Here is a 21,490-nt window from a genome sequence, read left to right on the forward strand (position 1 = left end):
CCAGGTTTACAACCGTATCCCTCTCCGAAAAGATGTATGGAAAAAAGGCAGGAAACTTAAACGATCAAGAAAATTAAGAATGAAATAAGGCCCATCGAATTTAATCGTTTGCCCCGTTTGAGAATGGCCTTTTACGATACCCGGCCTGATTATGGTAATGGGGATTTCTTTTTTAAGCTCCTCAACCAATACTTCAGCTTCGTACACTTGGTCCGTTCATAATGGTTCTTGAAGCTCTTCGGCAGCTTTAATTCATCCTCGTATAAACACCCTTCCCGCATCCCGGCTACATAAGCAGTGCTGAAATACGTATACCTCTTGAGTCCAGTCACCCCTTTGGCCCATTCGTTTACTTGCTTCGGCCCCACAACGTTGACAAGTCTGGCCAGTTTCTCCTCGACAGCTAGATCGTATATCGCGGCAAGATGGAAAAGATGCGTGACTTGTTGTTGCAGTTCATGGTAAACATCCAATGAACAATCAAAATGACCTTTCGTTATATCCCCTATCACGATTTCAAATCCATTTCAGCTTTTTCCCTTTGCTTGAGGTAAAACGAGCAAATGAATTTTGTTTAGAGCTTCATCACGGCGTACTAGCTCCCTGATTAACTGATTACTGATGAAACCCGGAAACCCAGTAAAAAAATAAATGTGCCCCATCATTTCACATGACTTATAATCATAATAGTACTCTCTAAATGGAATATATAGTAAAATTTTATTTTTTTGAAGGAATATTACCTTCTCCTATCGAAGGTAATATTTAGAAAATGTTCTTTCACCGCGGATCAAAAAAGCCCCATTCTGCCAAAATCATCGGATATCGTGTTTACTATTGTTTCCTGGAGGATAAATTCCTGTTACAGAATAAAAATTATTATCTATATAGCCGATTTTCCGTTACTATATAAGAAGGCGATTTTTTCGCGCATACATATTCGAGGTGAGCGCACAAGTGAAAAGAATAATTAAAGCATACGACTTCCCTATCTTCATCGCAGTCGTATTACTCTGTTTGTTTGGTTTGGTCATGATTTACAGTGCGAGCATGATTACTGCAGTTGCTCGATACAACGAGTCGATGGATTTCTTCTTTGAGAAACAAAAAACGGCGTTTATCATCTCATTCTTAGCAATGATCGTGACGATGATTCTTCCTTATAAGATGTACAAAAACAAAAACTTTTTAATGTCCATGATGTTAGGAATGGCCGGTATCCTTTTGCTTCTGTTTATCTTCGGTCATACAGCCGGGAATGCCACAAGCTGGTTTAAGATAGGAACAAAATCGATCCAGCCAGCAGAATTTTCGAAGCTTGCGATGATCATTTATCTTGCAGCCATTTACGGGAAAAGGCAGGATCGAATCAATAGTATCGATAAAGCCGTCATCCCTCCGATTTTCTTTCTTGTATTCATCTGTTTTTTAATCGGAATACAGCCTGACTATGGAACGGCAGCGGTCATTTTCCTGATTTCAAGTACGATGATCATTTCATCAGGGATGTCTTTTAAGAGCATTTTCAAGCTCTCTTTGATCATTGCCATATTCATTTCCATATTCGCATTAGGAGTACTCGTGACAGGAAATTTCTCGTCTATTCTCTCTGAAAATAAGATGTCTCGTTTTACGGGGTTTGCAGATCCATTCGGGCAAGCGGGAGGCGACGGCTACCAGCTCGTCAACTCATTGTACGCAATAGGGTCAGGCGGCCTTACAGGAGTCGGGCTTGGTGACAGTGTCCAAAAATACGGGTACCTCCCTGAATCACATACGGATTTCATCATATCCGTCATTGCAGAAGAACTTGGGATATTCGGTGTGGGCTTCGTTTTATTGACACTAGGTTTTATCGTCCTTAGGGGATATGTGCTGTCAGCCAAATGTAAGGATCCATTCGGCAGCTTATTATTGATTGGCATCTCTTCCATGATCGCCATTCAAGTTGGCATCAATATTGGCGGAGCGACTGGACTCATTCCCATTACAGGGATTACGCTACCATTCATCAGCTATGGAGGTTCATCCCTATTGCTGCTAATGCTTTCGATGGGCATATTCCAAAATGTCGTCATGCGAATGAATTTACTGGAACAGAAGGAAAAGGTCATCTCCATCTCCAAAGATGAGATCGCTTCTACGAAATAAGCATGAAAAAAACAGGCAGTCGTAACGACAGCCTGTTTTTTTCATTTATAATGGATACCTATTTTCGTAAACCCAGAAATCAGACTGAGCAAAGGACAAAGCAGGCAAAAGAATGCAAATGGGGCATATTCAAGAGTTGAAACACCCAATACCTGTGTCAGGAACACACCGCAGACACCCCAAGGAACCAAAGGATTCACAACCGTTCCCGCATCTTCAAGTACCCTAGCAAGCGTTTTGGGCTGCAAGCCTAAATCTTCATATTTCTGTTGAAAGGCTTTCCCAGGCAAGATAACGGACAAATACTGTTCACCTACAAGGAAATTCACGCTGATTCCGGCAAAAACAGTAGCTGAAATCACTTTCGCGACACTCGTCAATGAATTCTGGACCGCTTTTAAAATAGAAGGGATGACTCCCAATTCAAACAATAGTCCGCCCATCGCCAATGCCAGCAACACCATTGAAACGGAGAACATCATGCTTTCAATGCCTCCCCTTGATAAAATTGAGTCAAGTTGATCACTTCCACTCTTCAGTACAAATCCGCCGTATAAAATATCTGCTAGTTTTGCAACCGTCAAATTAGGCGTTTGTATGAAAGCGATGACAGCCGCAGAAATGATTCCAGCTGACAATGTCGGAATCGCCGACATCTTTTTCAAAGCCATGACTAGAATGATAATAAACGGAATCAAACTCCATATGCTTATATTCGTATCCATTTCCAAGGCTTTGGTCATGGCTTCGATTTCCTCAACACGAGCAACTTTGACATTCGGTGAAAGGAAGTAAAAGAAGATAAGCGATAGTAAAAAACCTGGAGTCGTAGTCCAAAGCATATTATTGATGTGTTCAAATAATGGTGCTCCAACCGTTCCCGATGCAAGGTTGGTAGAGTCAGATAATGGAGACATTTTATCCCCAAGAAACGCTCCGGAAATAATTGCACCGGCTGTAATCGCCAACGATAAATCCATCGCCGAAGCCATGCCTATTAAAGCAACGCCAATCGTGGCTGATGTTGTAAGCGAGCTCCCGATACAGAGCCCAATTAGCGAGCACACTAGAAATGTGATCGCATAGAAATATTCACCAGAAATCCAGTCAAACCCATAGTACATGATAGTAGGGATCGTCCCGCTTGCCATCCAGATGGAAATCAGCATTCCAATGAAAAAGAATATATAAATGGCTCCCATACCAGTACCTGCACCTTTGACGATCGCCGCCTCCATTATTGAAAATGGCAGCTTCTTGAACTTCCCATAGAGAAATAAGAAAAGGATTGCCGCTATTATTGGAATATGGGGGGCAAGTCCATAATGTATGATTCCAGTTGCAATGATTAAGAATAGAATGGCCAAAACCCCTATTGCTTCAAGTAAGGAGAGTTTTAGCTTTGCATCTTCAAGACGCATGATGTATTTCCCCGCTTTCAATGTTGTATATTCTTTGAGGTAAGGCTAGGACCTTTTCACTCCTCACAATTACTGAAACGCTTTTAAGCACTAAAGCACTTATTTAATATATAGGAGTTTCAGATTATTGTCAAAGGAATAATTTAGTTTACTACTAAAGTTATATCGATCCTACTATCATATAAAACAAAGAAATGCACTACACTTCTACCTCAGCTACTAAAAATTTATATCTTCGCTAATTCATTGGGCTATTAACAATGCTTAGCGGTTTGAAACGGAAAGGATTTTCTCATTAAGATCATTTAGGACAACGGAGCCTTTGTATACAGCTGACAAGCATATATTGAAGGGTAGTTCATCTGACAAGCCATCAAGATGTAGAACCTATATATGCGAAGCCCAATAGGTCGTAACAAGGGCCAATATTCAATGGGAATATCAAAAGGGGTTCGGAATTTAATTATTCCGAACCCCTTTTATCTATAAACAGAAACCGTGCATAGAACACGGGCTTCTACATTATTTCAAATCCATGGGATTATATAATTCCACGTCAGGATTTTTATCTTGGAACCAACGAAGGGCAAACTCATTTTCAAATAAGAATGCGTATTTATCAAAGCGGTCTTTTACAAGAATGCTTCTTGAGCTATGAAGGTTTTCATCAAGCTTTTCATCTTCGGCCCAGCGTGTGATTTTACTGCCCATGCGCTCCATCAGGACTTCAACATTATACTCGTTCCTCATTCGATGCTCGAACACTTCGAATTGAAGCTGACCAACCGCACCAAGCAGATATTCTTCCATCCGGACCGTTTTGAAGAGCTGAATTGCCCCTTCTTGGACAAGTTGGTTAATTCCTTTATGGAAATGTTTTTGTTTCATGACGTTTTTAGCCGTTACCCGCATGAATAGTTCCGGTGTAAATTGTGGCAGCCTCTCAAACTGAAACATGTCTTTACTCGTCGTAATCGTATCGCCGATTTGGTAATTCCCTGTATCATATAAACCGATGATATCTCCGCTTACCGCTTCGTTTACCGTGTTCCGATCATCAGCCATGAATTGAGTGGAAGAAGAAAGGTTGATCGGCTTACCCGTCCTGCTCAAGTTTACGCTCATCCCACGCTCGAATTTACCCGAGCAGATACGAAGGAAAGCAATCCGATCACGGTGTTTTGGGTTCATATTCGCTTGAATCTTGAAAATGAAGCCGGAAAAATCCTGACTGACAGGATTCATTTCACCAGATGTTGTCATACGTGCTTGAGGAGCTGGTGCGAATTTCAAGTAAGCATCCAAAAACGTCTGGACACCGAAAGTCGTCAAGGCACTTCCGAAGAATACAGGGCTAAGTTTACCATTCGCGATGTTTTCTTCAGAGAATTGGTTACCCGCTTCCGTCAACAGCATGATTTCTTCCAAGGTTTGCTCATACAACTGGGAATCCTTAAGTTTATGATCCGCTTCAAGTTCACCTTCGTCATTCAATGGAAGGAAACGCTCATCACCTTCCGTCTTGAACTGTTCGATCCGATTGTTGAACCGATCGTAAATGCCGACGAAGTCTTTGCCCATCCCGATTGGCCAGTTCATTGGGTATGTTTCGATGCCTAATACCTCTTCAAGCTCGGCAAGCAATTCTAGCGGCATTTTACCTTGTCGGTCCATTTTGTTGATAAACGTGAAAATTGGTATCCCCCGCATCCGGCATACTTTGAATAATTTAACCGTCTGATCCTCGATTCCTTTTGCCGAGTCGATGATCATCACGGCGCTATCAACAGCCATCAGTGTCCGGTATGTGTCTTCACTGAAGTCTTGGTGACCAGGTGTATCGAGAATGTTGACACGGAAATCGTCATAATCAAATTGCATGACAGAGGACGTAACGGAAATTCCCCGTTGCTTTTCAATCTCCATCCAGTCACTTGTTGCATACTTTCCTGTTTTTCTTGCTTTAACTGTTCCGGCATCACGAATCGCGCCACCAAACAGCAATAATTTTTCGGTCAAGGTCGTTTTCCCGGCATCTGGGTGAGAGATGATTGCGAAGGTCCGACGTGATTGGACCTCGTCTTTTAATGTAGTCATAAAATGTTCCTTTCGTTAGTGGAGTCATCAATATTTATAGGTGATTATATTGTATTTTTACATTGGAATGTCAACCTTTCCTGATCATACACAAGATATGTAAGCAGAAATATATCATAAGGCTAAAGCCTTGGCTATTTGGCATTCGTTTCAATCAACCTTACTATTTTAACACGATATGAAGGAAAGATGTAGAGGTGAATGAATCACAGGGTAAGGATTTGTACGGATGACAAAACAAAAGACGCCTGATCAGCGTCCCTTCTCACAATTTCTGTCGTCTTCATTTCATATCGCTATTTATCTTACGGTTTTCACCGCTTTTTGATTTTTTTTATTTTTCCAACGCTTCTTTACCTCTTTGAATATGATCGGCGCAGCCAAAATGACGGCTTTTTTTAAAAGTTTCTTCATCATTCACCAGTCCTTTCTTTCTCATCCTTTACCCGCTTACTTCCTAAAAAAAACGTATATGAGCTATTGTTTTTCTGAAAGTTGAACTTCAGGAACTTTTTTCAATAAAGTAATGGATGGTCGAACCATGCACATCATTTCCATTTTATTTATCCTCTTATATGTCTTCTCTACTATTATTTCCCCGAAAAAAGGTATAAAATACTTCCAATTGTTTTATCCTTTATAAAGGTGGGTATATATAATCCACTAAGAGCAAATTCTCACCATCAATTTTTAAAAATGTTTAGGAGGATTCATCGAATGACAGTAACTGGTAAGGTAAAATGGTTTAATAGTGACAAAGGGTTTGGATTCATTGAAGTGCCGAACGGAGACGATGTATTCGTCCATTTTTCTGCGATTCAGGGAGATGGTTTCAAAACACTTGATGAAGGACAAGAGGTCGAATTTGAAATTGAAGACGGAAGCCGTGGACCTCAAGCAAAAAACGTCGTAAAACTATAAAATATCGAAACACCAACATAGGTCAAAATCATTAAAAAGGATGTCGTCCACTTTCATGGGCAACATCCTTTTTTATTTGGACAGCCTCAGCCGATACGGCTTTACTTTCCTTATCCCTTCATTCATTAAAATGATCCAAAACGAAATCGGGAACATGATCAACAGAGAAAGTCTTGATAGCCATGTCTTTCCTATTAAGGATAAAAGTGAGCGGGCAAGTCGATATTCCGTAACGATCAAGGACTCGGATATTGCCTGCACGGCTTCTTTAAGCTGATGACCAATTGCTTCTTTCCCTTCATATAATTTACTCATCTGTTTTATTTCAATCATGAATCTCCCCCCTTCTGGTATACTGATTTCTTTTATTCATCTATACATTTCCTCCAGGAGGGCCTATACATGGCTCTTGTAAAATTCCATTTCTATTTATTTTTTTAACTTATCGACTTATTGCTCATATATGGGTTTTTCTATTATGAACCCCTTTAACAACGCGTGTTATCCCTGAATGACGCGTCTTATTACAGTTAATTATAAAACAATATTTTCCAATATGAAACCACTTTCAGACAATACTTTTTAGTATAATGTCGGTAAACTCTCAAAACATTTTGTTTAATTTATTTACAGTGGGGAACTAATGATAGTATCAATAAAAAAAGGAGTTGTTTTCATTGAAACCATTATATACAGCTACAGTTACCGTACACGGAGGACGTGAAGGACATGTTAAGTCAGAGGATGGGATTCTTGATTTCGATGTCAGGTCACCTAAGGAACTAGGCGGTTCCGGTGAGAGTGCAACGAACCCTGAACAATTATTTGCGGCTGGTTATGCTGCCTGTTTTGATAGCGCCTTGAATCTCGTTCTGCAAAAGGAAAAGAAAAAAGTCGATACTTCCGTGACGGCAAATGTCACGATCGGTAAAGATGAAGCGGATGGCGGCTTTAAATTAGCTGTAGAGCTGGATATATCGATTCCAGACTTAAGCAAGGAAGAAGCCCAAGACTTTGCCAAAAAGGCACATGCGGTGTGTCCATACTCAAAAGCAACCCGCGGAAATATCGATGTCACCCTCAACTTGGTATAAGGATTGAAAAGAAAAGGAATGACCCCTTAACAGGGTCATTCCTTTTTTCATTTCACTTCTTCCATATTCCTCAACCTTAACAGAAAGACCAGCCCTATCACCGCCATGATGATCAGTGACCCTAAAGCCATCCGGCTCGCCAGTGTACCAAGATCATGAAAAATCAGTGTAATCGTTCCATACAAAAGGGGTCCAATTATCGATGAAACTTTACCGGAGAATGCAAACATCCCAAAAAACTGGCCTCTCTTCTTCTCAGGCGTCAATTCAATGATATACGTCCTTGATGTCACCCACATCGAACCAAGCGAAACGCCAAACATACTCCCTGCAATCCAGAACCAAAGAGCGGTTTGTGCAAACACGGCGATAAACAAAGCGATCACGAGCAGCATCCCCACATATGTCACAGCTAGACGAGGTCCCTTCGACTGCGTGATATATCCAAATAGAAACGAGCCGGCAATACTCGATATTGTTGATACTAAGTAAAGTAAAATGAATCCGCTTGAGGAAAACCCCACGACAGTCTTGGCATATACAGCCATCATGCCAATCGTGGTCGCAATTGCGTCGTTTAAGAAGAAATAGGCAATCATGAAGGTGAATATCGGGCGATAAGACCTCATCTCCTTAAATGTTGCCTTGATCTCCTTATAACCAGATAAGAATGGTTGTTTCTCTTTTTGCGGCTTTGGCGTCTCCTTTATTAAAAAGAACAAGGGAAGGGAAAAAACGAGAAATAAAATCGCCGTGGGCATAAAGGCTTCATGCGAGCTGCCTTTACTAATGAATGGATAGATGGACAACCCCACTAACGTTCCTAAATAACCAACGGCAACGCCAAATCCCGATATAAGCGGCATTTGCTGCTTCGTACCCAAATCACTCATCATCGTATCATAGAAAACGAGACTGGAATGGTAGAAAAACTTAGCGATAACAAATAAAAGAATGACGATGACCAAGGAAATTGGAATGCCAAGAAACATTCCCTCAAAGGACACTCCCCCGAAAACCCCCATAGAAAATGTACTTACAACGGAAAGGAGTGTAAAAATCACGATATATTTTTTCATCTTCCCGGTTCGATCGATCATGACACCAAACAACGGGGCAAACAAAACAAGAAACAAGCTGGCTAATGCATTTGCGTAAGAAATGAAGGTACTGGCAATTTGGTCAAGAACAGCATTATCCCCAATCTGTTCCTGGAGGAAAAATGGAAAGAAAATCGTATTGATATTAGAAGAAAAAATCGTATTGGCAAAATCGTATAAGGCCCATGAGAGAACGGGCACCGAAAAATATAAACCAAGATTACCCTTCCACTTTTTAGGATTCTGTCTCATCTCTTCCCCCCTTATCGTTCTTACCTTATATGTATTCCATAACTGGTCAATAAATCCTTTCCATTCTCGAACAACGAAAGATTTCAACATATTAAGGAACATGCTTTTTTCTTACCCAACATGTAAAATGATGAAATGAGGCTGACAATGGACAGAGGAAGTTTATTTTTTCCAAAAGGAGTGTGAATGGTGATTGAATTTCCCTTAATAATTTTAATAATCATACTTTTTCTCTTTGTCCTTAAGCTGAACGGATCGAAGAGCATTTTCCAAGAGAACCTCCATACACAGCATTCCCCCCTCAAGATCGGACATCGCGGCGCTGCTGGATATTGCCCTGAGAATACAATCGCTTCTTATAAGAAAGCGATAGAATTGGGAGCTGAAGTACTTGAGCTCGATATTCATCTTAGCAAGGATGATGTACTTGTCGTTCATCATGACCCAACCCTAAATCGGACGACAAGCGGTAAAGGCAACCTCCGTGATTACACTGCCGCCGAATTAAAGGAATTGGATGCCGGGAGCTGGTATCATCCTCGTTTCAAAAACGAGCGGATCCCTTTATTAAGTGAAGTATTGGAAAGGTTCCGGTCCGAGGCCGGGTTCTTGATTGAACTAAAACATCCAGCCCTATACCCCGGCATTGAGGCAAAGCTTGCAGAGGAGCTAAGAAAATTCACCGCATCCGCATCAATTACTCAGCCGATCTTGATTCATTCTTTCGATGCGGAATCGATGAAACGGTTTCATGTACTAATGCCGGACGTACAAGTAGGGGTTTTAATAAAGCGAAGAATCGATGACGAAACATTAAAGGAACTAGCAAAATTTGCTTCATTTATAAATCCAAAGCAAACGATCCTGAATCCGAAGCTTCAGCAGCGTATCCAAAAGCATGGAATGAAAGTATATACTTGGACAGTCAACAATAAAAACCGCGTGCGCATGTTCGAGAAAATGAGGATAGATGGCATCATTTCCGATTTCCCCGATTATTTCTCGGATTGAAACACTTGACGAAAAGGCGGATTCAGTTTGTAGACAAAAGGGGTTCGGAATAATTTAATTCCGAACCCCTTTTCCCCTAAATTCAAGTGATTGCAGCACTATATGCCCGCTATGTTAAATCATTTTTAGCTCTTTTCATCACCAACTAGCCATCCTCTTTACATTCATGACAGTGAAGCATGGACAATTTTTAGAATTCGCCTTAAAGTAGAACGATTCGACCCGTGCGGATTGTTTTTTAGAAGCACTGAATGGCTAGTATTTCATTTATGTCCGTTCCATAATAGGACCATCGCTGTTGACTTTTTCTCCATCGATAGCCTGCTACGGAATTATAGCCAGCATAAGTAGGATAAAACCAGAACGAACGGCCATTTCTTAGCCAAACATACGTATTCTGGTATAAGCATCCCTTCAATGAACCTGCATCTATCGACTTAAGCATTTCTCCAGTAAATGTTGGAATAAATAAAGGCGGTACCAAATGCGGCGGACTTGGTTGACCTGCACCTTGATAAAAGCCAGACGGGCCAGGGGGTCCAGGCATTCTTTCAACCATTTGTTGTTTTTCAACTGGATAAGGGGCTGCCCATAAATCATTTTCGTTGTTTTGTCGATGCACATTCGGATATGCATCATTTCCAGATTTATAATAGTCATTATGCTGATTGAACGAATCGTACGGTTCCATCCCTCTTCACCTCATGATTGAATTCCTTTTATCCATATGTAGACTAATGGCCATGTGTGCAATTGCTGCCCCCAATATGCTCATGCTTCTGGATTATTCATGTGCATTTCTCATCAACTTCATCGAAGTGTAAATATTCCCTGTTTATTTATTGAAATTATCCTATATTTTTTGGCATTATTGCATTACAATTTGATATAGTGTTCTTAATGATTTAAACTCAGTATGATTAGATTTTAATTTAGCGGTCAACTGAACGACCTAATCTTATCTTAGAAAAAAACGAGGGATTCCTATGTGGGAATTATTATTAGAATTCGATTATCAAACCGTTCGTCATGCGGTATGGGCAGGTTATTTGTTGACCTTTGTCTTTCCACTGGCTGCGTTTTACTTCTTAAATAAAAAACAATCATACTTGAATGATAAATATCAAGCTTCCGTCCATTCTGATCAAAGTAAATCTCCTGTTCATACAGGAAGCACGTTTGACTGGCGCGGTGCACAGCGCTTTTTCACATTTATCCGGCAAAAGGATTCACCCGATGATTCCGATGAGCCAAGCCTCCTACTTGTTGTTTAAACAATAACAATTCGAGGAGGAATTATTTTGAAAAAGAAAAGCGTGTTACTTATTACGGTACTAATCCTGGCAACAGTCCTTTTATCAGGTTGCTCTGCAGCTACAAGCGGGCCATTTCACACGGCTTTGGTCAATCCAATGACCAAAATGCTTAATTTCAATGCTAATTTATTTAATGGAAATTATGGGTTGAGCATCATCATGATGACATTTTTCATTCGCCTCGTCCTGCTTCCATTGACTGCCAAACAATATAAAACACAGCTCAGCATGAAAACGAAGATGAATGGCCTGAAACCTGAGATGACTGCCATTCAACAGAAAATTAAAGAAACGAAAGATCCTGCGAAACAAAAGGCCCTGCAACAGGAAATGATGCAGCTTTACCAAAAGCACGGAGTCAACCCTTTAAATATGGGCTGTCTGCCACTTTTAATCCAAATGCCGATCTTAATGGGTTTTTATTATGCGATTCAAGGATCCCATGAAATTGCGACACATAATTTCCTTTGGTACAGCCTTGGCAGCCCAAATATTGCCATGGCAATTATCGCAGGTGTTATCTATTATTTCCAATCGGTCATTTCCATGAGACAAATGCCCGAGGAACAGCAGAAACAAATGAAGCTGATGAGCCTGCTCTCGCCAGTGATGATTTTATTCATTTCTTTCTCCGCTCCAGCTGCATTACCACTGTACTGGTCAATTGGAGGTATATTCATGATTGTTCAGTCGATCGTATTGCAACGATTATATAATAAAGACCACGCCAAAGTTCCTGCCGGTAATGGTGAAACGACGGTTATGAAAAAAAGCTAATTCACCAGATATTAACTCAGAATGAAGACAAACTTGATGAAAATCGAGTTTGTCTTCATTTTTTTGGGGGCTTGTATTATAAAACAACGGAAAAAGAATTCGAAGTCTGGAGATGTGATACAATTTAAGAAATCTTGGGCAGACCGTTACTCTCACGCTATGTGGATTTATAAAAAACAATCATCAAATCTTTTACTATCGGGTCATACTAGAAATTATTGTAAGTATAGTTCCAATGCTATTACAGGGTATTCTTCATATCGGATTGTGAAAAATGTAATAAAGGAGGTTAATTATTATTAGCAAGAAAAAAGGAATTTGGTTCATTTTAAGTCTAACTATATTTGTGTGTATATGGACACTATGGAGTATGTTTTCTTATGAAGAGTCACAAAAATTTAATGGTTTCCCCATACCTAAACATGCTGAATTAATGAATAGCCGCAAAGGTTTTGCATCTTATTCCGGCTTAGCTGTTTCTGAAACGAAGAAAGATGGACTTCCATTAATTTATCGTTTGCATATCAAAGCGGGCGGATGGAAAAAAACGTTCCAGGAGGGAGCTTTGACAACTTACGAAAAAGGTAATTACAAAATTGACGTGATTGCTGAAACAAATTACTTATCCAAAAGTGTCAATGAAGAGTAAAATAATAGATGTTTCTATTAAGATGTAAGTATATCAACTTAGAATTTTTGAAATTCCCCTCATGTTAATACGTTTAATCCCCTCTATGATCATCACAGCTTCCAGAAAATATTAAGCAGCTTGAGTAACTATCTATGTTGAGCTCAACCTGGTTAATTGCTCTTTTCATTAATGTTTTTACCATAAAAAAATCCCCTGCTAGGTAGACTGTTAAGAACTTTTTATCATGCTCTCTTTTTACTCTGTCTACTTGTAGGGGATAATACCATGCCATAAGAGCGGCAAGCTTTTTTTTATTTCTTTGGCAGTGGATTTGTTGAAACCTTTTCGAAAAACCGCTCTACATAATCGAAATCCGTGTAGAAGAAAAGTAACAGATCTCCTGGTCGAGATGTTTCCCAAGCGCTTACGAATGCGTCCAATTCATTCAAAACGATCCTGGTTCGATCTTTATGCAGCCCAGCTTCAACGGCAGCTTCCTGAAGCAGTTCGGCCACTTCGACCGGTTTCCTTCCCCGCAAATCATCATCTTCCTTAATGATGAATAAATCGGAATGAACGGCTGCCACCTTGGCAAGCCTGATAAGTTCTTCATTAACCCGGTCTCCTGGCCCGGCCAAAACTGTGATAAGACGATTTCTATTGTAGGCACTCACCGTTTCGAATATCGCCTTCAACCCGGCTTCATTATGGGCGTAGTCGATGATGATCGTTCGCTCATTCAACTTCTTTAAATTGAATCGTCCTTTTGACAAATTGGTATCAGGCATAAATGTGACAGCCTTCTTTCGTAGTTCTTCCATGGATCTGCCCTGTGTATGGGCTGCAGCTAACGCCTGAAGCAAGTTGGCGATATTATGACGGGCCATCCCCGAAATCGTAATCGGAATCAAGGAGCAATCCATGAAGGGTTGGATGACACCAGCCGATGAATGGAATATCATGCCTTGTTCATTTACAAACCAGATCTTTTGCCCACTTTTAATTGCTTCCTTCACTAGTGGCTGATTGGGATCCGTCGAGGTATAAATGACTTCCCCATCTGTATATGCTCCCATTGCGGCTACCAACGGATCGTCGGCGTTCAAGATACAATATCCCTTATCCAGAACGACTTCGGCTATCAGTCGCTTTAACTTTACAAGATCGTCCATCGTATCCATTCCATCACAGCCGAGGTGATCACCACTCACATTTGTAATGATTCCAACATCACATTGGCGAAAGGCCAAGCCTTCACGCAATATTCCTCCACGTGCCGTTTCCAAAACGGCTACATCCACTTCCGGATGGGCCAACACCATCCTTGCACTGATCGGTCCGCTGCAATCACCTTGATCCAATATCTCTTCACCGATATAAACTCCATCGGAATTCGTCATGCCAACCGTAGTTTTATCGTTTGAGAGGAAATAATGAATCATTCGTGTCGTCGTCGTTTTTCCATTCGTTCCCGTCACTGCTATGATCGGTATGGCTGCACCTTCCCGAGAAGGGAATAAATAATCGATAATCGCTTTGCCTACATCCCTTTTTTTCCCTTCACTCGGGTAATGGTGCATCCGGATTCCCGGGGCGGCGTTCACTTCAATGATGGCCGTCTGTGATAAATCCAGCGGCATTGATATATCCTCACAAATAAAATCGATACCGGCAATATCCAAACCTATCGCTTTTGCAGCTGCGATTGCCATTTTCTTAACTGTTGGATGGACCTGCTCCGTTACATCGATAGCCTTGCCGCCAGTCGAAAGATTCGCATTGCCAGCAACTTGGACTAGTTCTCCTTGCTTCGGGATCGCGGCGAGTGTCTGATTCGTTTTTTCCAAGTAGCATGTCACGGTATGTGTAAGCGGGATTTTTGACATTGGTTTTTCATGGCCATCGCCCCGCAATGGATTAAGATTTTCCTTTTCTATCAATCTGCGTATCGTATCTGTACCATTTCCAATCACATAGGGCGGAAGCCTTAGACTGGTGGCTATGAGCTCTCCATTCACGATAAGCAACCGGTAATCATGTCCTTCAAAATGCCTTTCGACAATGAACTTCTCCACGTATGCTTCCAAACAATTGGTCACATTGAAAAGTTCATCCTTGTTTTTGATATGGGTGATGACACCTTGTCCCTGCCTGCCGTTATACGGTTTTATAACGAGGGGAAAACCGAGCCTGTCCGCCGTTTCGAATATTTCCTCGATCGAGTGGGCTATTTCCCCGTCAGGTACAGGGAGACCACACCCTTTTAAAATTGATTTGGTCAATGATTTATCGCAGGCATTCTCTACGGCGATATTCGACGTTTGGCTTGAAATGGTCGCCTGGACATACTTCTGCCTTGAACCAGTTCCTAAACGCAGTAAACTATCGTCGCCAATACGTTCGACAGGGATGTTTTCTTCCTGGGCAGCCTTAAATATCGCTTCTGTGCTTGGTCCTAATTTATTTTTATAATATAAATCCTCGATTTGTTTTACATAAAATTGGACATTTGTATCTTTTTCATCATTGAGGATGCTTTCCGCGATTTCCTTTGCTGCCAAAAAAGCTTGAAGACCCGATTCAGGCTCTTGATAGTCAAAGGTAACTTGGTAGTGCCCCTTTTTTTCCATCATGATCGTTTTTCCGCGAATCACATTGATTCCTGCCAAGTTTTGAAGCTCAATCGCCATATGCTCCAAAATATGCCCCATCCATGTACCTTGACGCAGCCTCTCGGCAAAACCTCCCCGATACCCTTTGGAGCATGTATGGCTCCCAAGATTCGGGAGCGTTTTCAACAGTCTTTCATTGAATCCTGGAATCGTATCCGAAGGTTTCTCTTCCAGCTCTTCCAAATCCAATTCGATGCAGATCGTCGGTGTATAAGCAAAATAATTGGGTCCTTTTAAATACCGGACTCGATTGATTATCATGGTTGGATCCCCTTTTTCATCAACAATTTCCTGGTCACCAGGTCAAAACGATAGCCCCTTGTAAGTGCATGAAGACAGAATCCCGAGAGAGTCAACTCTTCACTTCCATTATCCGAAGTCGTGACACGGATATAATCACTTTTGCTGCCATCAAGCACCAAGACTTCATGTTGTCCGAAAACTTCAAAAAGCCCGTCTTTAACTAAAATGGCGGTATTTTCATCAATGCCAATTCCCAACAATCGTTTGTTTACCGCTATTGCACTTAATAGACGGTCGAAACGGCCGCGTTGGGAAAAATGTTGATCGATCAGCAGGTCATCGAGAAAGCCAAACCCTATCCCGATTTCAACCTTTAACTTATCATCATTCAGCATCGTATCGGCAGCGACGATCATATGCTTACCAATTATGGAAGCACCCGCACTCGTCCCTGCTATCACCATTCCGTTATGCCAGGCTTTGGAAAGGGCTTGATGGAATTTGGATTGCCCGATCCGTTCAGACAGCCGGCTTTGGTTGCCTCCGGTTAGGAAAAGGGCGGAAAGGGACTTCAGCTGTTCGCTAATGAGGGGATCATCTGCATCTTCCCTCGAATCCAGCTTGATCACTTCAACCCTGTCAACGCCTAAAGCTCTAAAAATCTTGATATATTGTTTGCTCATTTCTTCAGGAATCTCACTCGCTGTAGGCAATATGCCAATCCCGCCATCGTGATGACGGCGAGCAAGCTCAACGAATTTATTTAACACTTCACCTTCAAGACACTTATCCTCGGCACCGCCAATGATAAGTAATTCACCACAATTCATTCCTTATACTCACCCTTACATAATTAATTGCTCTGTCCAGAACACATAATGACTAGTATGGCATCTTAAGCTAGTATTCATTCATTAAATTGGTAAATTGCCGAATTTGGTTTAACTTATTAAAAAAAGAGGAAAAGTAATAGAGTATAAAATAAAAGGAGTGTGCAAAGATGAGCCAAAACCAACTAAAAGAAAAAGTATTGAACGTTATCGGTGATTCTAAAATAGGAGTTTTATCATCTGTAGAAAACAATAAACCACATTCACGCTATATGACTTTTTTCAACGACGAATTAACCTTTTATACACCAACAAGTGCAAAGACGGAAAAAATTGATGAAATTGAAAAAAACCATAATGTTCATATCCTGATTGGCTATGAAAATGAAGGATTAGGCGATTCTTACTTAGAAATATCAGGTACATCAATAATTAACGATTCACAGGAACTGAAGGATAAATTATGGAATAAGTCATTTGAACAGTGGTTTGAAGGTCCGAAAGATCCGAACTATGTATTCCTGCAAATTAAGCCGGAAAGCATTCGATTGATGAATAACAACGGTGAGCCCCCTCAAGAATTATCTTTATAAAAATGGATAAGACTTGACTATTTTGCCAATTTCCACAAATTAAAAAACCTGATTCGATTTGAACACATATACAATGTTGTTCAAATCAAATCAGGCTATGCCAAAAATGGTCACAGTCCTTCGAAAGTCATGTATTATACATATCAAACCTACCTAAACGGTTTCGTGACAGTTACAAATAGGCAGAGCCAAATAAATTAACCTCTCCAACCTTCTATTAAAATGCCCCCCTGCCCGACTTATTTATTAAGTATATATATTTCACGAGCCAATGATTCCAGAATATAAATAACTGGTACCTGTGTAGTAATATTAGCGTTCTCAAATAGCTCCTCTGTAACATAATAAGGAATGTTTATATCAGATATTTTCGCAATCGTCGAGTGTTTAGTATTGGTAATACTAATAATTTTACTTCCTTCTTGTTTAAGTTGATTAATATGAGTGACCGTAAATTTATTTTCTCCTGAGACGGATAAAGCTATGGTGACACTATTTAAGTTGGCGTGAATCGGAAAGTGGGGATCTTTTATGTACAACGAAAATTTACCTAGGCTTGAGAAATATCTTGCCCCATATTCAGCTAGAATCCCTGAACTTCCTATTCCAATAAAAAGTACACTATCTGCTTCTGACACTGCACTAGCTGCCTTCATAATATTTTCTTCTAAATTACCTGTTAACGTCCTCTCGAAAAATTCCATCACAGAATGTTGAGAATTCTTTAACGTAATCGTTTTATTTTCTTTTAAATGCAATTTAAGCTTCACTTTAAACTCTGAAAAACCCTCACAATCTAATTTTCGACAAAACCGTAAAATCGTAGCAGTTGATACATGGGTTTCATCTGCAAGTTCACGTATTCGCATATATGCCACTTTATCACCGTTTTGACTAATATAATTGTATAAAGATGTTTCTAACTCATTGAGTGAAGCAATGACCTCAGTTGTAAACATATATGGAATATTCTCCTACCGGGAAGTTTTATTCCCTTGTATTTTACTTTCCAATCTCTTATATATTAGCATGTCCTTAAATGAAAACACAGTGTTACATCTTTGTAACGAATTACTTCTTTTGTTATAAAAAACTAGATGCTTTCCAGTTATTTACGGTCTAACTGAATATAGATACAATCAAGCCATAAGGTTCTTATCCCTTTTTTCATCCTTTCCAATGTGATAGAAGGTAACAAGAAGCAGCTTGAATGATGTGAGATTTGTGAACGGACAAATTATCCGGAGGTGCTAGTGTATGACAAAAGGTATTAAAATTACAACAATTGGTGGCGGATCAAGTTATACCCCTGAATTGGTCGAAGGTTTCATTAAACGATATGATGAATTGCCTGTAAGTGAATTATGGTTAGTGGATATAGAAGCAGGAAAAGAAAAATTAAAAATTGTTGGCGAACTCGCAAGGCGTATGATCGAAAAAGCAGGCCTTCCAATTAAGGTACACTTAACCCTTGACAGGAGAACGGCTTTAAAAGATGCTGATTTCGTTACTACTCAATTTCGTGTAGGTCTACTGGATGCTCGTGCAAAAGATGAAAGAATCCCATTGAAATACGGAGTCCTTGGTCAGGAAACGAATGGTCCCGGCGGTCTATTTAAAGGCTTACGTACAATCCCGGTTATTTTGGATATCTGCAAGGATATGGAAGAGTTATGTCCCGATGCATGGTTAATCAACTTTACTAATCCTGCTGGTATGGTAACAGAAGCAATATTACGCTACTCTAATATTGAAAAAGTCGTAGGACTATGTAATGTTCCAATCGGAATGGAAATGGGGATTGCCAAGTTATTAGATGTAGACCATTCTCGAATCCGTATTGACTTTGCAGGACTAAATCATATGGTTTATGGATTAGACGTCTATGTGGACGGTGAAAGTGTAAAGGATAAAGTCATCAATTTATTAACAGATCCGAATAATAGTAGCTTTGTAAAAAACATTGAAGGCTTAGGTTGGGAGCCAGAGTTCATTAAAGCTCTTGATGTTCTAACTTGTCCTTATCATATGTATTATTACAAGACGAAAGACATGATAGAAAAAGATGCTAAAAATGCTGAAACAGAAGGTACTCGTGCTGAAGTCGTTCAAAAGTTAGAAAAAGAATTATTTGAACTGTATAAAGATCCAAACTTGGCCATTAAACCACCACAATTAGAAAAACGTGGGGGAGCGTATTATTCAGATGCAGCGGTCCGTTTAATTACTTCTATCTATACAGACAAAAGAGACATACAGCCAGTTAATACAAGAAATAATGGTGCTATCGCTAGTATTCCGAATGAATCAGCAGTGGAAGTTAGTTGCATTATTACAAAAGACGGTCCTAAACCGATAGTTATGGGAGATCTTCCTGTACAAGTTCGAGGATTAGTCCAACAAATCAAGTCATTTGAAAGAGTATCAGCGGAAGCTGCAGTAACAGGTGACTACAATAAAGCCGTTCTTGCTTTAACTATTAACCCACTATGTCCTTCTGATAGCATTGCGAAAGAAATTATAGATGAAATGTTAGAGGCACATAAAGAGCATTTACCTCAGTTCTTTCAAACAGTAGAATCATAAAAACAATGAATCGTTCTAGTGTTTTTGACACTAGAACGATTTGTTTTTACCTAATTCCATTTTTGTCTTCTAAACCAATAGGGGTGCATTCTTAAATCCGTTTCTAAAAGGGCAATTATGATACGCCCTGCCAATTAATTGTTTGAGCGAATTTTTTCACCTGATTTTCAATCCTGACACATCGTCGCTAAAATGAATGTTCTGTCTGATGGAATATATACTACTTCCAATTTCACGTTTATACCATTTCTGATTCAATATAATGCAGTATCAGATTCGCTGTATGTTTTAGTGAAGAGATATGGGTCCTCTCAAAGGCATGGGAAGCATCGATTCCCGGTCCGATCAAAGCGTGTACCACATCATAGCCAGCCCGAATTGCAGCGGAAGCGTCCGATCCATAATAGGGATAAATATCGACACGGTAATCGACCTCATTTGCTTGGGCAAGTGAGACAAGATACTGACGCAATTTATAATGATAAGGACCTGAGGAGTCTTTTGCGCAGATCGAAACGCTGAATTCATCCGTCGCTTGGCCATCACCGATCGCTCCCATATCGACCGCCAAATATTCGACTGTTTGCTCAGGGATATTGGAATTGCCGCCATAGCCGATTTCTTCATTGTTGGAAATCAGGAAATGGGTCGTATTTGCCAATTTTATCTTTCCTGCTGAAATGAGGTCCATGATATGAAGAAGGATGCCGACGCTCGCTTTATCATCCAAATGCCTTGATTTCAAAAAGCCTGTATCCGTCACTTCCACCCTCGGTTCAAAGGAGACGAAATCGCCAACGGAAATGCCAATCGCCTCTGTCTCCGCTTTCGTTTTCACGACAGCATCTATACGGACTTCAATTGTCTCATCATCACGCTTTGCATCCCCAGCATGTTTATAGACGTGGACAGACGTTTGATTGATTAAAATGGTCCCAGTGATAACGGTTCCATCTGCCTTATGGATTTTACAATATTCCCCCTCCACTGAATTCCAGCGGAAACCGCCGATCATCGTCAATTTCAAGCGGCCATTCGGCTTGATTTCTTTAACCATCGCTCCCAGCGTATCGACATGAGCCGTCAGCAAACGATGTTTGTCATCATTCTCGCCCTTTAATGAAGCAAGTAATGCACCTTTGTTGGTGATCACGTATGGAATCTTCCTTTTCTCCATGAACTCGGTAACGTATTTAATCGCTTCCTCCGTATATCCAGAGGGACTTGGTATCGTCACTAACTCTTTTATGTAAGATACGATTTCCTTTTCATTAATCATGCTCATATATCTCTCCCTTCCTCTTTGTTCATTATATCTTTTCATGGCAGCTTTTAACATATTAAAAGACCGCCAAAAGACGGTCCTTTAATCAATCTAATCAATGATACGGCCTATGAAAAGCACGATCCCCATCACCAAGGTCGTAATCCCGTAAAGAGAAATATTCTCGATATTCATTTGCCTTTTTCCCTTATCGCGCCATACTTTATAGATCCCACTATCTTCATTACCCATAAAGAACCCCCTTGATGATGAAAGTTCATCTTACTACTTTAACTGCCTTTGCTTATTGGACATTTCCTTCATATATTCCAAAAAGGCAATTCTCTTCTCGTCTGGATAGGCTACAATGTCGTCAATGATTTCCTCTTCTAACGGTTTCAATAAACGGCCAACCGATTCCGTAAACAATATTTCTAACTCTCTCTTTGTTTCCTTAGGATTTCTCACTTCCATCCATATCACCCTTCCAATTACTTACTATTATCTATATAACCTTTATCCACTGCATTA

21 protein-coding genes and 1 pseudogene are annotated in these 21,490 nt (G+C 40.3%); 9 read left to right on the forward strand and 13 right to left on the reverse strand.

The annotated features are described in order from the left end of the window. Positions 1-6 precede the first annotated feature (6 nt). Together ASU00_RS26770 and ASU00_RS26775 are read right to left on the reverse strand one after the other, a co-directional pair. Positions 7-207, reverse strand: a complete 201-nt coding sequence (locus ASU00_RS26770) for an SDR family oxidoreductase (protein WP_330219520.1) — start codon at positions 205-207, stop codon at positions 7-9. Continuing rightward, positions 150-665 (reverse strand): annotated as a pseudogene (locus ASU00_RS26775) (SDR family oxidoreductase). The gene ASU00_RS26770 and the pseudogene ASU00_RS26775 overlap by 58 nt, the downstream one beginning before the upstream one ends. A 292-nt stretch (positions 666-957) precedes the next feature. Here ASU00_RS26775 and ASU00_RS04825 point away from each other — a divergent pair. Continuing rightward, the gene (locus ASU00_RS04825) at positions 958-2,151 is read left to right on the forward strand and encodes an FtsW/RodA/SpoVE family cell cycle protein (RefSeq protein ID WP_057912319.1); all 1,194 of its coding nucleotides are present in this window, start codon (positions 958-960) and stop codon (positions 2,149-2,151) included. 41 nt (positions 2,152-2,192) lie between these two features. Here ASU00_RS04825 and nhaC read toward each other — a convergent pair whose 3' ends face one another. Then, positions 2,193-3,572 (reverse strand): Na+/H+ antiporter NhaC, encoded by a 1,380-nt coding sequence (gene nhaC, locus ASU00_RS04830; protein ID WP_057912320.1) that lies wholly within the window; start codon positions 3,570-3,572, stop codon positions 2,193-2,195. A 522-nt stretch (positions 3,573-4,094) separates the two neighbouring features. After that, positions 4,095-5,669: a peptide chain release factor 3 gene (locus ASU00_RS04835; protein ID WP_057912321.1), complete on the reverse strand. Its 1,575-nt coding sequence runs from the start codon at positions 5,667-5,669 to the stop codon at positions 4,095-4,097. A 717-nt stretch (positions 5,670-6,386) separates the two neighbouring features. Here ASU00_RS04835 and ASU00_RS04840 point away from each other — a divergent pair. After that, positions 6,387-6,590 (forward strand): cold-shock protein, encoded by a 204-nt coding sequence (locus ASU00_RS04840; protein WP_057912322.1) that lies wholly within the window; start codon positions 6,387-6,389, stop codon positions 6,588-6,590. Positions 6,591-6,662: 72 nt separating this feature from the next. On the opposite strand, the gene ASU00_RS04845 is transcribed toward ASU00_RS04840, so the two are convergent. Further along, positions 6,663-6,923, reverse strand: a complete 261-nt coding sequence (locus ASU00_RS04845) for a hypothetical protein (protein WP_057912323.1) — start codon at positions 6,921-6,923, stop codon at positions 6,663-6,665. Positions 6,924-7,267: 344 nt separating this feature from the next. Here ASU00_RS04845 and ASU00_RS04850 point away from each other — a divergent pair, with 344 nt between their 5' ends. Then, positions 7,268-7,684 (forward strand): organic hydroperoxide resistance protein, encoded by a 417-nt coding sequence (locus ASU00_RS04850; protein WP_057912324.1) that lies wholly within the window; start codon positions 7,268-7,270, stop codon positions 7,682-7,684. Positions 7,685-7,731: 47 nt separating this feature from the next. On the opposite strand, the gene ASU00_RS04855 is transcribed toward ASU00_RS04850, so the two are convergent. Continuing rightward, positions 7,732-9,036, reverse strand: coding sequence for an MFS transporter (locus ASU00_RS04855; protein ID WP_057912325.1), 1,305 nt, complete (start codon positions 9,034-9,036; stop codon positions 7,732-7,734). A 189-nt stretch (positions 9,037-9,225) separates the two neighbouring features. On the opposite strand from ASU00_RS04855, the gene ASU00_RS04860 reads away from it, so the two are divergent. Next, positions 9,226-10,047 carry a glycerophosphodiester phosphodiesterase gene (locus tag ASU00_RS04860; protein WP_236712590.1) on the forward strand — a complete coding sequence of 274 codons (822 nt, stop codon included), beginning with the start codon at positions 9,226-9,228 and terminating at the stop codon, positions 10,045-10,047. 238 nt (positions 10,048-10,285) lie between these two features. Here ASU00_RS04860 and ASU00_RS04865 read toward each other — a convergent pair whose 3' ends face one another. After that, positions 10,286-10,738 (reverse strand): hypothetical protein, encoded by a 453-nt coding sequence (locus tag ASU00_RS04865; protein WP_057912327.1) that lies wholly within the window; start codon positions 10,736-10,738, stop codon positions 10,286-10,288. 295 nt (positions 10,739-11,033) lie between these two features. Between ASU00_RS04865 and ASU00_RS04870 the strand changes: the two genes are divergently transcribed. From ASU00_RS04870 to ASU00_RS04885, 3 genes are all read left to right on the forward strand, one after another. After that, on the forward strand, positions 11,034-11,321 hold the full coding sequence (locus tag ASU00_RS04870) for a hypothetical protein (protein ID WP_057912328.1): 288 nt from the start codon (positions 11,034-11,036) through the stop codon (positions 11,319-11,321). A gap of 27 nt (positions 11,322-11,348) precedes the next feature. Beyond that, positions 11,349-12,140 carry a membrane protein insertase YidC gene (gene yidC, locus ASU00_RS04875; RefSeq protein WP_057912329.1) on the forward strand — a complete coding sequence of 264 codons (792 nt, stop codon included), beginning with the start codon at positions 11,349-11,351 and terminating at the stop codon, positions 12,138-12,140. Between the two features lie 370 nt (positions 12,141-12,510). Further along, positions 12,511-12,789 carry a hypothetical protein gene (locus ASU00_RS04885; protein ID WP_057912331.1) on the forward strand — a complete coding sequence of 93 codons (279 nt, stop codon included), beginning with the start codon at positions 12,511-12,513 and terminating at the stop codon, positions 12,787-12,789. Between the two features lie 293 nt (positions 12,790-13,082). On the opposite strand, the gene cphA is transcribed toward ASU00_RS04885, so the two are convergent. Beyond that, on the reverse strand, positions 13,083-15,704 hold the full coding sequence (cphA, locus tag ASU00_RS04890; RefSeq protein ID WP_057912332.1) for a cyanophycin synthetase: 2,622 nt from the start codon (positions 15,702-15,704) through the stop codon (positions 13,083-13,085). Beyond that, the gene (locus ASU00_RS04895) at positions 15,701-16,516 is read right to left on the reverse strand and encodes a cyanophycinase (protein ID WP_057912333.1); all 816 of its coding nucleotides are present in this window, start codon (positions 16,514-16,516) and stop codon (positions 15,701-15,703) included. The genes cphA and ASU00_RS04895 overlap by 4 nt, the downstream gene beginning before the upstream one ends. Before the next feature lie 170 nt (positions 16,517-16,686). On the opposite strand from ASU00_RS04895, the gene ASU00_RS04900 reads away from it, so the two are divergent. After that, positions 16,687-17,109, forward strand: coding sequence for a pyridoxamine 5'-phosphate oxidase family protein (locus tag ASU00_RS04900; protein WP_057912334.1), 423 nt, complete (start codon positions 16,687-16,689; stop codon positions 17,107-17,109). 239 nt (positions 17,110-17,348) lie between these two features. Here ASU00_RS04900 and ASU00_RS04905 read toward each other — a convergent pair whose 3' ends face one another. Next, positions 17,349-18,068 carry a MurR/RpiR family transcriptional regulator gene (locus ASU00_RS04905; RefSeq protein ID WP_057912335.1) on the reverse strand — a complete coding sequence of 240 codons (720 nt, stop codon included), beginning with the start codon at positions 18,066-18,068 and terminating at the stop codon, positions 17,349-17,351. A 298-nt stretch (positions 18,069-18,366) separates the two neighbouring features. Between ASU00_RS04905 and ASU00_RS04910 the strand changes: the two genes are divergently transcribed. Continuing rightward, entirely contained in the window at positions 18,367-19,695 is a 1,329-nt protein-coding gene (locus tag ASU00_RS04910) for a 6-phospho-beta-glucosidase (protein WP_057912336.1), read from the forward strand. 238 nt (positions 19,696-19,933) lie between these two features. Here the strand turns inward: ASU00_RS04910 and ASU00_RS04915 are convergent, their stop codons facing one another. The 3 genes from ASU00_RS04915 to ASU00_RS04920 all read right to left on the reverse strand — a co-directional run bounded on the left by ASU00_RS04915 (position 19,934) and on the right by ASU00_RS04920 (position 21,433). Beyond that, entirely contained in the window at positions 19,934-20,974 is a 1,041-nt protein-coding gene (locus tag ASU00_RS04915; RefSeq protein ID WP_057912631.1) for a M42 family metallopeptidase, read from the reverse strand. 96 nt (positions 20,975-21,070) lie between these two features. Continuing rightward, positions 21,071-21,211 (reverse strand): hypothetical protein, encoded by a 141-nt coding sequence (locus tag ASU00_RS25320; protein ID WP_161809694.1) that lies wholly within the window; start codon positions 21,209-21,211, stop codon positions 21,071-21,073. Positions 21,212-21,244: 33 nt separating this feature from the next. After that, positions 21,245-21,433: a hypothetical protein gene (locus ASU00_RS04920; protein WP_057912337.1), complete on the reverse strand. Its 189-nt coding sequence runs from the start codon at positions 21,431-21,433 to the stop codon at positions 21,245-21,247. Between the last annotated feature and the right edge of the window lie 57 nt (positions 21,434-21,490).

It is taken from the genome of Peribacillus muralis (genome assembly GCF_001439925.1).
In the GTDB taxonomy this organism is placed as follows: domain Bacteria; phylum Bacillota; class Bacilli; order Bacillales; family DSM-1321; genus Peribacillus; species Peribacillus muralis.

What these genes read in the sequence shown, in the direction of transcription:
- ASU00_RS04840 (WP_057912322.1), top strand. Translation starts at nt 6,387, where the DNA reads ATGACAGTAACTGGTAAGGTAAAATGGTTTAATAGTGACAAAGGGTTT.
- ASU00_RS04865 (WP_057912327.1), bottom strand. Translation starts at nt 10,738, where the DNA reads ATGGAACCGTACGATTCGTTCAATCAGCATAATGACTATTATAAATCT.
- ASU00_RS04885 (WP_057912331.1), top strand. Translation starts at nt 12,511, where the DNA reads ATGTTTTCTTATGAAGAGTCACAAAAATTTAATGGTTTCCCCATACCT.
- ASU00_RS04855 (WP_057912325.1), bottom strand. Translation starts at nt 9,036, where the DNA reads ATGAGACAGAATCCTAAAAAGTGGAAGGGTAATCTTGGTTTATATTTT.
- ASU00_RS04920 (WP_057912337.1), bottom strand. Translation starts at nt 21,433, where the DNA reads ATGGAAGTGAGAAATCCTAAGGAAACAAAGAGAGAGTTAGAAATATTG.
- ASU00_RS04870 (WP_057912328.1), top strand. Translation starts at nt 11,034, where the DNA reads ATGTGGGAATTATTATTAGAATTCGATTATCAAACCGTTCGTCATGCG.
- ASU00_RS04905 (WP_057912335.1), bottom strand. Translation starts at nt 18,068, where the DNA reads ATGTTTACAACTGAGGTCATTGCTTCACTCAATGAGTTAGAAACATCT.
- ASU00_RS25320 (WP_161809694.1), bottom strand. Translation starts at nt 21,211, where the DNA reads ATGGGTAATGAAGATAGTGGGATCTATAAAGTATGGCGCGATAAGGGA.
- ASU00_RS04915 (WP_057912631.1), bottom strand. Translation starts at nt 20,974, where the DNA reads ATGATTAATGAAAAGGAAATCGTATCTTACATAAAAGAGTTAGTGACG.
- ASU00_RS04895 (WP_057912333.1), bottom strand. Translation starts at nt 16,516, where the DNA reads ATGAATTGTGGTGAATTACTTATCATTGGCGGTGCCGAGGATAAGTGT.
- ASU00_RS04835 (WP_057912321.1), bottom strand. Translation starts at nt 5,669, where the DNA reads ATGACTACATTAAAAGACGAGGTCCAATCACGTCGGACCTTCGCAATC.
- ASU00_RS04900 (WP_057912334.1), top strand. Translation starts at nt 16,687, where the DNA reads ATGAGCCAAAACCAACTAAAAGAAAAAGTATTGAACGTTATCGGTGAT.
- nhaC (WP_057912320.1), bottom strand. Translation starts at nt 3,572, where the DNA reads ATGCGTCTTGAAGATGCAAAGCTAAAACTCTCCTTACTTGAAGCAATA.
- ASU00_RS04845 (WP_057912323.1), bottom strand. Translation starts at nt 6,923, where the DNA reads ATGATTGAAATAAAACAGATGAGTAAATTATATGAAGGGAAAGAAGCA.
- cphA (WP_057912332.1), bottom strand. Translation starts at nt 15,704, where the DNA reads ATGATAATCAATCGAGTCCGGTATTTAAAAGGACCCAATTATTTTGCT.
- ASU00_RS04910 (WP_057912336.1), top strand. Translation starts at nt 18,367, where the DNA reads ATGACAAAAGGTATTAAAATTACAACAATTGGTGGCGGATCAAGTTAT.